Raw genomic sequence first — 14,727 nt, 5'->3', positions numbered from 1 at the left:
GATCAGTATTGCCCATAATATGCGAAAATTGGCAGCCAGGTAGGCTACCAATTTTTTGTTTTTTCGTTTTTATTCGATTTGCAGCTAATTTTTGGGGCTGTTTCCAAATTCTTTAGAGACAGCCCCTTTATTTCAAGGGATGATTTCGGCGGTAAAGTCGTGGGGCATGGCCTGGGTAATACGGGCGTTGACCAGGCTGCCAACTTCAGTTTCGCCAGCCAGAATGACCAAACCGTCCACTTCGGGTGCGTCGCGGTAGGTGCGCCCGATGCTGATGCCGTCGCCAGCGCCATCGATGAGGACTTGCATCTCACGGCCCACAAACGCGCGGTTATTTTCCAGGGCGATTTCTTCCTGAATTTGCATCAACTGCTGCAAGCGCTCCTGTTTGATCTCCTCAGAAACAGGGTCTCCCAGGGGCGCGCCGCGCGTGCCGGGTTCAAAGGAATAGGTGAAGGCTCCCAGGTGGTCAAACCGAATCTCACGGGTAAAATCGAGCAGGGCAGAGAAACGCTCATCGGTTTCGGTGGGGTAACCAACGATGAAGGTGGTGCGCAGCGCAAGGGCGGGAATTTTCGAGCGCATTTTTGCCAGCGTGCCGCGCACCCATTCCATATCGGAGGGGCGGTGCATGGATTTGAGCACATCGGGGTGAGCGTGCTGCAGGGGTAGATCAAGGTAGGGCAAAATCTGCCGGGAAGAGGCCATCAGGTCAATGAGACGGTCGGTGATGTAACCGGGGAAAGTATACATCAAGCGAATCCAGGGGATGGATGGGACTTCTCTGACCATCTGTTCCAAAAGCTGCGAAAGCCCGTCTTTCAGTCCCAGGTCCGAACCATAATCCGTGGTGTCTTGGGCAATCAGGATCAGTTCTTGAACACCGGCCTGTTCCAAAACGCGGGCATCGGCGAGAATATCTTCCATCTTTCGGCTGGAAACAGGGCCTTTGATCAACGGGATGGAGCAGTAAGCGCAGCCCCGGCGGCAGCCGTCGGCAATTTTGAGGTAGGCGCTGCCACCCTGAATGGCGGAGCGCAGCACGCCGCCGGGCTCAAGGGAAGGCATATTATCCGGAGGAATATCATACAAGGCGTGGGAAGAAGGCTGGGAGCGAATGGTCTCAATGAACTGTACAATCTGCATCCAGCGGCGCGTGCTGAGCAGCCCGTCAATTTTGGGCACCGCTTGGGTAATCAATTCAGCATCGCGCTGCGGCAGGCAGCCGGCGGCCAGCAAGATCTGCCCCCGTTTTTTGCTTTTCGACAGGTCTTGCAGAACTTCGATGGATTCCTGGCGGGCATCGTGGATGAAACCGCAGGTATTGACGATCATCACGTCGGCTTTATGCGGGTCTTCCACCGGGCGGTACCCGGCGCTATTGAGCAAGAGTGCCATCGATTCAGAATCGACTGTGTTCTTCGCGCAGCCCAGCGAGGCTAAAAAATAGGTCTGGTGATTGCGTTTCATGTTAACCATTAAGGGATAAAGGGGGTAACCGTAGGCGTGGGAACGGTGGGAGTTGGCTGAAGGGTGGCGGTTGGTTGGGCGGTAGGGGTCAGCGTGGGGCTGGCCGCCGGTGTGGGAGTAAGAATGCCCGCCGCTGAGAACAGCAGCGAGACCACTTCGCCAGCATTTCCCAGCGTGCCCAGGTCTGTCTGGTTGTAATACACACGCAGCCCGGCCGCGTTGCCGGTAATTAATTCCATTTTCTCTTCGCCGGAGAAGGAATACACGTTTCCGGGGGAGACTCGACCGGAGAACTGCTCTTTGCCATCCGCAACAATACGCATCCAGGCGCGCTGTTGGGCGATGATGTAAAGCTGCAGCGGGTTGTCATCCAACACGGGCAGGGTGGGCGTGGCGATTTCGCCGCCTTCGGCTGAGCCAGTTTGTCCGCGGTCATCAGCGAGGACGTCACGAATGGGCGTGGCGGTGATGGCCAGAGTGGCGTCGTAAGAAGGGGTGATGGCCAGCACCTCGGCCACAGGGGGGGCGGTGGGTTCAGCGGCGGTGGATTGAGCGGCGGTAACGCGCGCCAGACCCCAGACGGTGAAACTAAAGAGGCCGAGAATGATGGCCCCCATGATGACCAGATCGGGGGTGAGAAAACGCCGCCAGGCAGGGGCGTCTTGGACGGCTTTTTTGGTGGGCAGGGTAAAGAAAGGTTTGGGTTTTTCCACCTGGGCAAGCTTTTCGGCATGCCGCAATTGCAGACCTTCCGCGTAGCGGGTGAGAATCGCTTCTTCGTTAAGTTCCAGGAATCGGGCGTAATTTTTCAACATGCCGCGCGCCTGAACAGCGGAGGTGAGCCGGTCAAATTCACCGGCCTCGATCAGATCGAGATAGTGCTTGCGAATGAGAATATGCTTTTCTGCGTCAGCGGTGGAAATACCCAGCACCTCGCGCTGGGCGGCAATAGTGCTGCCGATCTCACGGAACACCTCCATCCAGGGGGCGGGCGGCTCTTCGACCGCTGCTGGTTCTTCAATTTTGACTGGCGTTTCGGCCACGGCGGGAGGGGGAGGCGGTGGTTCTGCAGCCGCTTCGGCGTTTTTTTTCGCGGTCAGGCGTTCTTCAGCCAACCGGTTTACGATTTTGCCCATCCCTGCCAGCGGCGATTGTTTTACGGGGGGCGTTGGTTCGGGCTGCGGCTCTGGCTCAGCAGCGGGCTGAGTGAAGTCTAAATGAATCTTGAGATAGTCCGCATAGAGGCGCAAAAAGCCTTTGGCCTGTACTTCGGAAGGTATGTCACCCCAATCGTCGGATTCCAGCGCGACAAGATATCGCGGGCGGATATGAAGCGCATGAGAAACCTGCTCGATAGACAGGCCCATCTCCTGGCGTTTTTGCTTGAGTTGATCTCCGAACAAAGGGCTCATTGCGTTAGGGGGGATAGAAAACCGGCCAGCCAGCATACCTGCTGTGACTGGCCGGGTCAATGCTATTGAAACAAGAAGTCAGACTGGTTTCGCAAAGAAGATGATTACTCAGCGGCCTGTTCTTCAGCCTGTTCTTCTACTACAGGTTCGGCTTGGGCGGGCTGCTCAGCAACCGGGGCTTCGCCTTCGCGGTAAACCATTACTTTAATGTGAGGAACCAGGTCAATGGTGAGGCGGACGCGGGCGCTGTGCTCGCCAAGGGTTCGAATCGGTTCGCATTCGATTTGGCGTTTGTCAATCTCGAGGCCGGTTTTGGCGTTGATGGCTTCGGCAATTTCCTGGGTGGTGACCGAACCGTAGAGCTTGCCGGTTTCGCCCGCTTTGCTGGAGAAAACCAACACAAGATCAGCCAATTTGGCAGCCACGCTCTGCATTTCTGTGTTCAGCGCGGCGCGTTGGGCGGCAGCGCGAGTGCGCAGGCGGTCTACCTGCTTCAGCGCGCCAACGGTGGCAAGAACAGCCAGCCCCTGCGGGATGAGGAAGTTGCGGCCATAACCATCGGCCACTTTCTTAACATCACCGGCGCGGCCCAGTTTGTAGACATCTTTGAGAAGCATTACTTTCATTTTTTCAAGCCCTTTCAGGTTGCAATACTCAAAGCGAAGGGTACAACGCTTTGGCGATTGGATTTTACCAGAGGGTGGGGCAACCGTCAACCTGGCCGGGAGCAATGAAAAACCAAGGTAGAAATGTTTGCTTTTTCAAAAGTTAACATATTTCCTCGTTGGGAGCATTTTGAGGCAAATCAAGGTTTCGCGATCATGGCGATATATCCATCTTTACGGGCTGCGTGCGCCGCCGATAAAGGTATCATTGGCAGTTAAAAAGGTGACAGTCTGGCTTCTACGCAATTGGCAGGATTGTGTATACTGTTTAATGTGATCAATCTACTCTTGAGAGGCCAGAATGAATTTTGAAGCAGAAAAAAAGCGCTGGGAAGAAGAGGTTTTGACTCCCTTGACGAAAAAGTTCCCGGAGCGAAAACCTGAGTTCAAGACCTTATCCGGAAACCCCGTACCGGTTGTGGCGGTTCCCCAGGAAATGGATTATCAACAAAAGCTGGGATTTCCCGGTGAGTACCCGTTTACGCGTGGAATCCAGCCAAATATGTACCGCGGCCGTCTGTGGACGATGCGCCAATACGCCGGTTATGCTTCGGCGGAAGAGTCGAACCAGCGCTACCGCTATCTGCTCGAACAAGGGCAAACAGGACTTTCGGTGGCGTTTGACTTGCCCACTCAAATTGGATATGACGCGGATGATCCAATTGCGGCTGGCGAAGTGGGAAAAGTGGGCGTATCTATATCTTCTCTGGCAGACATGGAATTGCTGTTCCGTGAGATTCCACTCGACAAAGTGTCGACCAGTATGACGATCAACGCCCCTGCGGCAGTTCTGCTGGCCATGTATATCGCGGTCGCGAAGCGGCAGGGGGTGGATGAGCGCCTGCTGCGCGGCACCATTCAGAATGATATTTTGAAGGAATATGTGGCGCGGGGAACGTATATCTTCCCGCCGGCGCCATCCATGCGCTTGATCACCGACATTTTTCAATACTGCAAGGCCAGCGTGCCGCGCTGGAACACGATCAGCATTTCGGGTTATCACATTCGAGAAGCGGGGTCAACAGCGGTGCAGGAAGTGGCCTTCACGCTGGCGAACGCGATTGCCTATGTGAAAGCGGCGATTGACGCCGGCTTGCAGGTGGATGAATTCGCCTCTCAGCTTTCATTTTTCTTCAACGCGCACAACCATTTTCTGGAAGAAATTGCCAAGTTCCGGGCAGCACGCAGGCTTTGGGCAGAGATCATGCGCAACCAGTTCCATGCCGCGGATCCCGCGTCGATGAAGCTGCGCTTTCACACACAGACCGCCGGTTCCACGCTAACCGCGCAACAGCCCGAAAACAATGTGGTGCGGGTAACGCTGCAGGCCTTGGCGGCTGTTTTGGGTGGAACGCAATCGCTGCATACCAACAGCATGGATGAAGCCTTATGGCTGCCCACAGAGAAATCCGTGCGGGTGGCTTTGCGCACCCAGCAGATTATCGCCTTCGAATCTGGCGTGGCCGACAGTGTGGATCCGTTGGGCGGGTCATATCTAGTTGAAGAGCTAACTGACCAAATCGCCGAGCAGGCGAAAATGTATCTGCATACGATTGAGCAGATGGGCGGCGCGCTGGCTGCTATTGAGAATGGATATATGCAAAGCGAAATCCAGACCGCTGCATACCAGTACCAGAAGGCGGTTGAAAACAAGGACCAGATGGTAGTTGGCGTCAACGCGTTTCAGGTGGACGAACAAACCGACCTGGAGGGGCTTAAGGTGGACCCGGCGATTGAAGCGCAGCAGCGGGCCAAGCTGGCAGAAATTCGGGGGAGACGCGACAACCAGCGCGCGCAGGAACTGCTGGGTCACCTGGAAACTGCCGCCAGGGGCAAAGAAAACCTAATGCCAGTCTTGATTGGCTGTGTGGAAAATGAGATCACGCTGGGAGAGATTTGCGGGTTGCTGCGTTCGGTGTGGGGCGAATATCAGCCGCCAGCCTGGTTATAAACAAGGGAAAGGAGTCTCATGGCAAAAGTAACCAAAATTAACCACATCGCGATAGCGGTCAATAATATTGAAGAGTCGCTGGCTTTCTGGCAGGGCGCATTAGGTTTGTCGCTCAGTCATATTGAAGACGTGCCCAGTCAGAAGGCATCGGTAGCATTTATTCCCACCGGCGACAGCGAAGTGGAGTTGGTGCGGCCCACGGATGAAACCACCGGCGTGGCTAAGTTCTTGAAGGACCGCGGGCCGGGTATGCACCATCTTTGCCTGGAAGTGGATGATATTGACGGCATGCTGGAACAATTGAAGGAAAAAGGCGTGCGCTTGATCAACGAGACGGCTCAGGTGCTGCCAGGCAGAAAAATGGCTTTTATCCATCCCAAAAGCGCCAATGGTGTGCTGGTGGAGCTTTACCAAATTACGGAATAATTGAAACGAGACAGTCTATGGCTTGAAAAAATACGCGAAAAATGGTTTTCGCGCATTTTTATCTGTTTTTAATCCGTTTTTTCGGCGCCCAGGGGATGGCGTAGTATAATTGTTTCCAAACTTTGTCGATAATAGTATTAATTGTATTGTTAAGTCTGCGGGACTTATTCCATACCTGTATTTGTTTACTTTAATGCACCTGGAGGTTTGATGTTCGATCAGATACTCAGCCATATTACGGATGAGCTGCAATCCAAAATTGACGCTTATGAAGCTGTCTATGAAATTCATGATGTTGGACGGGTGTTGGAAGCCGGTGATGGAATTGCCCAGGTGGATGGGTTAAACTCGATCCATGCTCAGGAACTGGTGGAATTTGAAAACGACGTGAAAGGCATTGCCTTCAACTTGCAGCGAGAGCAAGTGGGTGTCATCATTCTTGGCGAATACCAGAGCATTAAAGAGGGCATGCAGGTCAGATCTACAGGACGGATTGTGTCTGTGCCGGTTGGAGAAGAATTGGTTGGCCGGGTTGTAAATGCCCTGGGAGAACCGATTGATGGAAAGGGTACGATTCCCACCCACAAGTACCGGCCAATTGAACGGATGGCTCCCGGCGTGCTGGAACGGCAGGATGTGGACACACCGCTGCAGACCGGGATTAAGGCGATTGACGCGATGATCCCAATTGGCAAAGGCCAGCGGCAGTTGATTATTGGTGACCGTCAGACCGGCAAGACGGCCATCGCCTTTGATGCGATCATCAATCAAAAAGGTAAAGACGTGATTTGCATTTATGTCGCGATTGGGCAGAAGAAAGCTCAACTGGCGCGGCAGATTGCCTTGCTGGAAAAATTTGACGCGATGAAGCATACCATTGTGGTGGCTGCGTCAGCAGATGAGCCGGCTGCAATGCAATATATCGCGCCGTACGCGGGGTGCGCGATTGGCGAAGAACTGATGGAAAAGGGTAAAGACGCCTTGATCATCTTTGATGATCTATCTAAACATGCTTGGGCTTACCGGCAAGTTTCTTTGTTGCTGCGCCGTCCGCCCGGACGCGAGGCTTACCCTGGTGATCTGTTCTACCTGCATTCCCGCCTGTTAGAGCGCGCTGCCCGGCTGGCTTACCAGTATGTGATTGTCCCCGGTAGTTATGAGGGCGAATTTGCAGACCGAAACGCTGGCGTGAACGGCCTGATATTTGGAGGTCCGGTGGGGCTGGAAGACGCCAGGCGCGCCTTAAGTGAGCTGCCGGAGTCCAGCCAATATAAGATTGCCAAGGTGAAAGGCACAGGCGGCTCACTGACAGCGCTGCCGATTATTGAAACGCTGTTGGGAGACGTCTCGGCTTATGTGCCGACGAATGTGATCTCCATTACCGACGGCCAAATTTACTTGGAGACAGACCTTTTCAACGCAGGTGTGCGGCCGGCGATCAACATCGGCATCTCTGTTTCACGCGTTGGCGGCGCAGCGCAGGCCAAGTGTATGAAACAGGTTGCCTCCCGCTTGAGATTGGATATGGCTTCATTCCGCGCGCTGGCGGCGTTTGCTCAATTCGGATCAGATCTTGATAAGACAGCCCAGGCGCAGTTGAACCGTGGGACCCGTTTACAGGAGATTCTCAAGCAGCCGCAGTATAAACCGGTGTCTCTGGAAGACCAGATCATCATTTTATATGCGGGCACGCACGGTATGGCGGATCAAATTGAGGTCAACCGGGTGCGCGAGTGGGAAAATGAGCTGCTGCGCTTTGTAAACAGCCATTACCCTGCAATTGGCGAGGAAATTGCCGCCAGGCGGGTGATTAGCGAGGACCTGGAAAAACAATTAGTGGAAGCAATTAAAGCCTTTAACAGTACCTGGGAAATGTAAGCGAGTGAAGAGCGCATGAATTCAACTCGAGACTTAAGAAGGCGCATTCGCAGCGTTAAGAATATCTCCCAGGTTACCCGCGCCCTGGAAACGGTGAGCGCGCGAAAAGTGCGCCAGGCCATGAATTTGGTGCAGCGATCGCACCCATACACCGAGAAGGCCTGGAAGGTGTTGCTGCATTTGGCGCGCGAACCTGAGCGAAAGAACTTACATCCACTGCTGACCATTCGCAGCAAGGTGGAGAAAATATTGGTGGTGATGATCAGCAGCGATCGCGGCCTGGCAGGGGCATACAACGTGAACGTGGTTCGCCAAACGCTGGAGCATTTTCGTGATGTAGAACAAGAAGTGTCATATGTGCCGGTTGGTCGCAAGGGCAGGGATATGCTGTTGCGGCGCGGCATGCGGATTTTGGCTGAGTTCAGCAATCTGCCGACCCCACCAAAATTTTCAGATGTTTCCGCGATTGGCTTCCTGCTGGTTGATACGTATTTGCAAGGCGAGGTGGATAAGATTTACCTGTGCTATACCGAGTTTGAGAGCATGGTGAAACAGCGTGTTGTGATTCGAGATCTGCTGCCGGTGGTTCTGGAGTATGAAAAACCACCAGAGAAACGCTCGTTTAATATTACCCACACCTCGAAAGCAGTTTTTGAGTATGAACCTGACCGGGATACCATTTTGGATATGATTGTGCCCAGATTTATTGCATTGCAGGTGTTTGAGGCCATTTTATCCTCACAGGCCAGCGAACATGCGGCCAGGCGTATGGCGATGAATAACGCCACGAACAACGCCAAGGATATTATTGACTCGTTGCAATTGGATTACAACAAAATGCGACAGAAAACTATTACTGACGATATTATCGAAATTGCCAGCGGGGCAGAATCGCTCACGCAGAACACGTATTAAACAGGGTTCTCCCGAATATCTATGGAGGAATTAATGGAAGACATTTTTGGACAGGTCATTCAGGTACAGGGTAGTGTGGTGGATGTGGAATTTCCCGCTGAAAACCTGCCTGATATTTATGAAGCCATCAAAATTGATATGAGTGAGAGCTATTCCCTGGTGGTTGAGGTGCAGCGTCATTTGCCCGGGCATATGGCGCGCTGCGTGGCGATGGGTCCCACGGATGGACTGGCACGCGGCACCCGCGCGCGGCGAACCTTTAATCCCATTATGGTGCCAGTTGGCCCAGAGACATTGGGCCGTGTGTTCAATGTGTTAGGTGAGCCGGTGGATAAAAAGGGCGATGTGGTTACCGCTGTGAAATACCCCATCCACTTCCGCGCTCCGCGCCTAGACGAACAGGTAACGCGGGTTGAGGTGTTTGAGACCGGTTTGAAAGCCATTGATCTCATCGCTCCTTTCACCAAAGGTGGGAAAACAGGTATCTTTGGCGGTGCGGGCGTGGGTAAAACCGTGGTGATTATGGAGCTAATCCGCTCGATTGCCAAGGTGCATCAAGGGAAATCTGTTTTTGCTGGTGTGGGCGAGCGCACGCGTGAAGGCACCCAGCTTTACCGCGAAATGCTCGAATCGGGTGTGCTTAAAGACACCGTCATGGTCTACGGGCAGATGAATGAGGCTTCGGGCGCGCGCCTGCGAGTGGCCCTGACCGCGCTTTCAATGGCTGAATATTTCCGCAATAAAGGCATGGACGTGCTGCTCTTTATTGATAACATTTTCCGTTTCACCATGTCTGGCGCGGAAGTATCTGCGTTGCTGGGGCGTATGCCCTCGGCGGTGGGCTACCAGCCAACGCTGGCGACTGAAATGGGCGAGCTGCAGGAGCGCATCACCACCACGCGGCACGGCTCAATTACATCGATGCAAGCTGTGTATGTGCCCGCGGATGATTACTCTGACCCGGCGCCGGTGACGACCTTCACTCACCTGGACGCTACCATTGCCTTGGAACGCTCGATCGCAGAGAAATTTATTTATCCGGCTGTAGACCCGCTGGCGTCCACTTCCCGTATTCTGGACGCGAACGTGGTGGGGTGGGATCACTACAATACCGCCCGCGAAGTGCAGCAAGTGCTGCAGCGCTACAAAGACCTGCAAGATATCATCGCGATTTTGGGTATTGACGAGCTGAGCGAAGACGATAAACTGTTGGTCTCGCGCGCACGAAAAATTGAACGGTTCTTTTCGCAGCCCATGTTCGTGGCAGAAGTATTCACCGGCATCCCCGGCCAATATGTTCCGCTGCGCGAAACCATTCGCGGATTTCGCGAAATACTGGAAGGAAAGCACGATCAACTGCCCGAACAAGCATTCCACATGGTTGGAACGATTGAACAGGCGGTTGAGAAGGGCACCCGGATGATAATGGGCCAGTTGGCATAAGGGAAATTGGCATGACTATCCGTTGTGAAATTGTGTCTCTTGAGAATATCATATTCGAAGGCGACGTGGATATGGTGGTTCTGCCCGGTGTTCATGGTGAAATTGGTGTTTTACCAAACCATTCTCCTTTCTTAACCATGCTTTCTTATGGTATTATCACCATTAAACAAGGTGATAAAGAGAACGTCTTCACGGTCTATGGGGGCGTGGCAGAAGTTCAGCCAGACCAGGTTACGGTGCTGGCAGAAGGCGCTGAAAGCGTAGAGTCAATTGATGTAGAACGGGCTGAGATGGCCAGGAAGCGGGCGGAAGAACTGCTGAAGAGTGGCATACCGCAGATTTCTGAGCAATATGCATCGATGCAAGCCTCGCTTTTGCGCTCCAATTTGCGTTTATCCGCTGCACGCCGCTACCGCAGACGCGGTCAGAGTCCTCTGTCACCGGGTGAAGAATAACCTGGAGGAAAGTACATCGCATGCCTTTTTTAACGCGAGAATTTGGAATTGACCTGGGCACGACGCACATCACCGTTGCGGAAGGGAACCAGATTCTGGTTCGAGAGCCAACTGTGGTGGCGATCATCGTAGATGAACAAAAAATGGTGGAATGGGGGCAGGCGGCCAAAGATATGCTGGGCCGCGTTCCTGATTCCATAGAGGTGGTTCGCCCACTTCAGCATGGAGTGATTGCTGAATATGACGTAACCGAAACTTTGCTGAGCTTTCTGGTGAAGAAGCTGAGCGGCCCCATGCTGTTGGCACGTCCGCGCCTGATGCTGACCGTTCCGTTTGGCGTAACCAGCGTGGAAAGTCGCGCCGTGCAGGAAGCTGGTTTGGGCGCGCGCTCGCGTGAGGTCTACCTTATTCAACAACCGCTGGCCGCCGCGCTGGGTGTAGATTTGCCGATTGGCACACCATCGGGTAATATGATCCTGAGCCTGGGCGGTGGCACCTCGCAAGCGGCGGTGTTGGCGATGAATGGCATTGTTACCGCCGAAACCTCTCGCACCGGCGGAATTAAGCTGGATGAGGCCATTATTGGGTATGTGCGCAAAAAGTATGGCCTGATCATCGGACAGCCAACGGCTGAGCAGTTAAAAATCCGCATTGGCGCTGCCCTGCCGCAAGACACTCAGGATGTGATGGAAATTCAAGGGCAAGACCAGGTTTCGGGTTTGCCCCGCCCGCTGACCCTGACCACCGATGACATTATTGACGCGCTGCAGGAGCCGCTGGGTGAGATTGTGCAAACCGCCCGGCGCGTGCTGGAAAAAACTCCGCCAGAATTGATTTCGGATATTATTGACCGCGGTGTAGCGCTCACTGGGGGCGGAGCGATGCTGCGCGGGCTGGACCGTTTTTTGACCAAGTCGCTGGGCATTCCGGCTTACCTGGTGGATAACCCCACCACCTGCACCGCCGAAGGGGCGGCGCGGGCGCTGGTGATGCGCGAATCGATCCGCCGCAGTCTGATCGCAGGTTAAGCAGGTTTGATTAAACAATGAGGCGAGCTATTGGCTCGCCTTTTTGATTCGTGTGATGATCTAATCCATGTAGTAGGTCATTTGTTGGAGTTGCAGGATAGGATCGATATGCTGGACGTGGATAATATCGGGCGGCATGTTGAGGGCCACGGGCGCATAGTTAAGAATAGCGGTAACACCGGCTTTGACCAGGTCATCTGCGACTTGCTGGGCAATGGAGCCCGGCACGGTGAGCATGGCGATTTTTATATTCGCTTCGCGGATGCGTTCTATCATGGTGGCGCTGTCTTCGATGGTAATATCGCCGACCTTTGTGCCGATTAAAGCGGGGTCGGAGTCAAAGCACATCACGATTCTGAAACCACGATGGTTAAATTCCGGGTAGCGGGCAATGGCTGTGCCCAGGTTACCCGTACCGACCAACGCCACGTCCCAAATCTTATCAACATGCAAAATTTTGCGTAATTCTGCCACCAGGTTGGGGATGGAGTAGCCGGTGCCTTGTTTACCAAATTCTCCGAACTGGGAGAGGTCTTTGCGAATTTGGGCGGCAGTGATGCCGATGCGATCCCCCAACTCGCGCGATGAAGTTTTGTAAATTCCTTCTTTGTACATCAGCTCGAGAGTTTCGAGGTATATAGGCAACCGAGCAACAATAATGGCAGGAATATCTACTTTATTCATGTTCGTATCTTTCTTCAATTATGAAATTCCAGTAGAAGCCGGAAGAAATACATTCAACGATATGTATTTTCCATTTCCATTATTTTAATATAAATTGTGAAAAATAGTGCAATCCTTTGGTTTGTCATTTTTCCACCCAAAGCCGGATCGTCGCCCCTGGTTGCACCTGAACCAGGAAATGGACCAGCGGGAAGGGAAGAAAATGCCCTTCATCAAATACCTGGTTGGCATCCTCGGGCTTTTGAATGTATTTCAGTGTATCCAGAAATGATACTGTGTCAATCATCTCCGCATGGTTTAGGGTGAGCGTAACCGGCGTGCCGGAATTCAGCCGTATGGAATCCGGTTCTTGCTGAAGTGAGACCGATTGCACCCAGGCTGGCGACAGTGTGGAAGCCCGTGGAGGGATCAAAGGTATATCCATGTTCTGATTGGATTCTCCCGCCCAGGTAAAGATCAGGCTGCCATCATCGTCCAGTTCGAAGACTTTTGCATCCGCGGAATCGGGGAGGTTGAAGATGAGCCTGTTGGCGGTGATTTGGGATGAGTATACACGCGTGTCTTGGGCAAGGGTAAAAGCTCCCGGGAGGGTGCCGGGATCGCTGAAAGCTCCCGTGGTGAGATTCCATTCGGAGGAATCCCCCAGGCCTAGTGCGAGGGTGGAAGATGGAGCGATCCAACGGGTGAGCGACTGGCTTTCAAGGGTGTACAGGCCGACCAAAGCGGCGCCGCGGTGCTCGAAGATGGCCAGGGTGGACTGGTTGGCAAGCACACATTCGGCTTCGGCATCCCAATCGAGATCGATGTCACAGCGGGCGATGGGGGTGGGCTGGCGCGCCCAGAGCAGGGCGTAGAGCGGATACCCCAATTGGCCGAGGTAGTTCGCCTGGAGCTGGGCTCTTTCGGGAGAGGAAGCGGGCTGGGTGAGGGTGAGGTAAGCGCGCCAGGTTTCACGCGTGAAGGGGTTTGAGGCAGGCAGCGATTGCAATGCCTCGCGCAGACGGGATTGAGTTTCGGCCAGAGACATCTCGGCGGGCTGACCAGCCGGGGTGTAAGCGCGCAGGTTGGCGGAATTGGGTGAGCAAAAGAGATCCGCACAGCCCTGGGGCAGCTCAGCCGCCTGGCCGGCAGGGATTTGCCGCAATTCTTCCAGCGAAAGCACGCGCACCCAGGGCAGGTCCTCGATGGACTGCATCAACTGCGTGGCGATGGATTGCTCGGCAAAGAGGCTCTCGGGCAGGCTGCCGCCTAAAACCAGCACGCGGCGCGGGTCTGCGCTGAGGGCGTTTTGCAGCAACTGGCGCAGGATGGCACCCGAAAGGCGTTTTCCGTCCACCTGGGTAAAGGCAAACTCTTTGGCCGCGGAAGAATCGTAGGGAGGGTAAGGCAACGGAAGCAAGCTGACGCTCTGAAAGGTCTGGACAGTTTGAGCGGACTGGCCCAGCCAGGCAAAAGAAAAGTCCGCTGGGTTTGTGAGGCACTCCGCGGTCAGCGGGCCAGAAACGACACCTGGCGCGGCTGAAAGGCCATAGTCCCCGGCGGCGGATTGGCTGAGTTGAAGGGCTATCTGGCAGGCGGCCGGGTCTCCCCAGGAAGGTTGAGCAAAAGCAACCAAACCCTGTTGCTGCAGGCCGCGCAGGGTATCCACCTGACCAAGAAGCTCCAACGCGGCCAGCGCCTGGGGTGTGAGGGCGTCCAGCAGGGTGATGGGCAGACCTGCCTGGCTGGCAGCATTGAGCAGGTGTTTGAGGCCGTGGCGCTGCCCAACCGGGCCGGTGTGTGCGCCATCCCAACGGCGGAGCGCCTGGGCGGGCGTGCTGGCGGGCATCACATTCCAGAAGATGAGAGCGACCTGGGCGGGGGCGGGCGCGGGCGCGGAAAGCGCAGTGGGGACAATTTCATCCAATCCTTGCCCGCTGACCGGGTCGCGCAGCGTAATGGATACCTCCGTGTCCGCGGGAAGAGGTTTGGGCGAATTGAGTTGGACTTCCAGACCGGTACTGGTGACCCATTGGGCGTTGGCTGCGTGAAGCAAATTAGAATCAGCCGGTTGGATGGACACTGAGAGATCGGGGGCGATGAGAATGGTTACCCGCGCGGCGGGGGTTTGTAGGTGAAGCTCTGTGGAAAACTCGACCTGGGGCTGCTCCAGGAGATCCAATCGCACGGTGAGTGAATTGGGTTGCAGGCGGGCGGAAAGAGCGGCCAGGTCTGGCTCACCCGGGGCGGCGTCGGGCGGGTCGAGACGCAGAAGCGCGCTGGCGTTGTCTTCGCCGGCGGCGGGCTGCGGCGCAGATGCTGGGATCGCGCAGGCGGAAAGCAGGATCAAGACAACCAGAAAAACCGGAACAATTTTCAGAGTGTGGTGGTGTTTTTTCATGAGCGATCCGGTGAACAGAA

At 54.6% G+C, this 14,727-nt stretch carries 12 protein-coding genes; 7 read left to right on the top strand and 5 right to left on the bottom strand.

Annotated elements, in window-relative coordinates:
* Nucleotides 1-132 precede the first annotated feature (132 nt).
* From rimO to rplI, 3 genes are all read right to left on the bottom strand, one after another.
* Nucleotides 133-1,470, bottom strand: a complete 1,338-nt coding sequence (gene rimO, locus ADN00_RS14045; protein WP_075063625.1) for a 30S ribosomal protein S12 methylthiotransferase RimO — start codon at nucleotides 1,468-1,470, stop codon at nucleotides 133-135.
* An 8-nt stretch (nucleotides 1,471-1,478) separates the two neighbouring features.
* Entirely contained in the window at nucleotides 1,479-2,873 is a 1,395-nt protein-coding gene (locus ADN00_RS14040; protein WP_160317531.1) for a helix-turn-helix domain-containing protein, read from the bottom strand.
* A gap of 113 nt (nucleotides 2,874-2,986) precedes the next feature.
* A complete protein-coding gene (gene rplI / locus ADN00_RS14035) occupies nucleotides 2,987-3,508 on the bottom strand; it encodes a 50S ribosomal protein L9 (RefSeq protein ID WP_075063623.1) in 522 nt (173 codons plus the stop codon).
* Between the two features lie 340 nt (nucleotides 3,509-3,848).
* On the opposite strand from rplI, the gene ADN00_RS14030 reads away from it, so the two are divergent.
* The 7 genes from ADN00_RS14030 to mreB all read left to right on the top strand — a co-directional run bounded on the left by ADN00_RS14030 (nucleotide 3,849) and on the right by mreB (nucleotide 11,643).
* Nucleotides 3,849-5,498, top strand: a complete 1,650-nt coding sequence (locus tag ADN00_RS14030) for an acyl-CoA mutase large subunit family protein (protein ID WP_075063622.1) — start codon at nucleotides 3,849-3,851, stop codon at nucleotides 5,496-5,498.
* Between the two features lie 18 nt (nucleotides 5,499-5,516).
* A complete protein-coding gene (gene mce / locus ADN00_RS14025) occupies nucleotides 5,517-5,924 on the top strand; it encodes a methylmalonyl-CoA epimerase (RefSeq protein ID WP_075063621.1) in 408 nt (135 codons plus the stop codon).
* A gap of 210 nt (nucleotides 5,925-6,134) precedes the next feature.
* The gene (gene atpA, locus ADN00_RS14020) at nucleotides 6,135-7,802 is read left to right on the top strand and encodes a F0F1 ATP synthase subunit alpha (protein WP_075063620.1); all 1,668 of its coding nucleotides are present in this window, start codon (nucleotides 6,135-6,137) and stop codon (nucleotides 7,800-7,802) included.
* Nucleotides 7,803-7,817: 15 nt separating this feature from the next.
* Nucleotides 7,818-8,717 (top strand): ATP synthase F1 subunit gamma, encoded by a 900-nt coding sequence (gene atpG / locus ADN00_RS14015; protein WP_075063619.1) that lies wholly within the window; start codon nucleotides 7,818-7,820, stop codon nucleotides 8,715-8,717.
* Between the two features lie 33 nt (nucleotides 8,718-8,750).
* The gene (gene atpD, locus ADN00_RS14010; RefSeq protein WP_201781199.1) at nucleotides 8,751-10,160 is read left to right on the top strand and encodes a F0F1 ATP synthase subunit beta; all 1,410 of its coding nucleotides are present in this window, start codon (nucleotides 8,751-8,753) and stop codon (nucleotides 10,158-10,160) included.
* Between the two features lie 11 nt (nucleotides 10,161-10,171).
* Entirely contained in the window at nucleotides 10,172-10,615 is a 444-nt protein-coding gene (atpC, locus tag ADN00_RS14005; RefSeq protein WP_082390147.1) for an ATP synthase F1 subunit epsilon, read from the top strand.
* Between the two features lie 20 nt (nucleotides 10,616-10,635).
* Nucleotides 10,636-11,643: a rod shape-determining protein gene (mreB, locus tag ADN00_RS14000; RefSeq protein ID WP_075063616.1), complete on the top strand. Its 1,008-nt coding sequence runs from the start codon at nucleotides 10,636-10,638 to the stop codon at nucleotides 11,641-11,643.
* A gap of 60 nt (nucleotides 11,644-11,703) precedes the next feature.
* Here mreB and ADN00_RS13995 read toward each other — a convergent pair whose 3' ends face one another.
* Complete coding sequence (locus ADN00_RS13995) at nucleotides 11,704-12,327, bottom strand: redox-sensing transcriptional repressor Rex (RefSeq protein ID WP_075063615.1); 624 nt, start codon at nucleotides 12,325-12,327, stop codon at nucleotides 11,704-11,706.
* Between the two features lie 124 nt (nucleotides 12,328-12,451).
* Nucleotides 12,452-14,707, bottom strand: a complete 2,256-nt coding sequence (locus tag ADN00_RS13990; protein ID WP_152966362.1) for a hypothetical protein — start codon at nucleotides 14,705-14,707, stop codon at nucleotides 12,452-12,454.
* Nucleotides 14,708-14,727 lie beyond the last annotated feature (20 nt).

Source organism: Ornatilinea apprima (assembly GCF_001306115.1).
Classification (GTDB): Bacteria; Chloroflexota; Anaerolineae; order Anaerolineales; family Anaerolineaceae; genus Ornatilinea; species Ornatilinea apprima.
The sequence above is the reverse complement of the archived record's forward strand: the minus strand, read 5'-3'. Positions and strand labels throughout refer to the sequence as shown.

Coding starts and splice junctions, on each gene's coding strand:
- mce (WP_075063621.1), top strand. CDS start 5,517: ATGGCAAAAGTAACCAAAATTAACCACATCGCGATAGCGGTCAATAAT.
- ADN00_RS14030 (WP_075063622.1), top strand. CDS start 3,849: ATGAATTTTGAAGCAGAAAAAAAGCGCTGGGAAGAAGAGGTTTTGACT.
- ADN00_RS13995 (WP_075063615.1), bottom strand. CDS start 12,327: ATGAATAAAGTAGATATTCCTGCCATTATTGTTGCTCGGTTGCCTATA.
- rimO (WP_075063625.1), bottom strand. CDS start 1,470: ATGAAACGCAATCACCAGACCTATTTTTTAGCCTCGCTGGGCTGCGCG.
- atpA (WP_075063620.1), top strand. CDS start 6,135: ATGTTCGATCAGATACTCAGCCATATTACGGATGAGCTGCAATCCAAA.
- atpD (WP_201781199.1), top strand. CDS start 8,751: ATGGAAGACATTTTTGGACAGGTCATTCAGGTACAGGGTAGTGTGGTG.
- atpG (WP_075063619.1), top strand. CDS start 7,818: ATGAATTCAACTCGAGACTTAAGAAGGCGCATTCGCAGCGTTAAGAAT.
- rplI (WP_075063623.1), bottom strand. CDS start 3,508: ATGAAAGTAATGCTTCTCAAAGATGTCTACAAACTGGGCCGCGCCGGT.
- atpC (WP_082390147.1), top strand. CDS start 10,172: ATGACTATCCGTTGTGAAATTGTGTCTCTTGAGAATATCATATTCGAA.
- mreB (WP_075063616.1), top strand. CDS start 10,636: ATGCCTTTTTTAACGCGAGAATTTGGAATTGACCTGGGCACGACGCAC.
- ADN00_RS13990 (WP_152966362.1), bottom strand. CDS start 14,707: ATGAAAAAACACCACCACACTCTGAAAATTGTTCCGGTTTTTCTGGTT.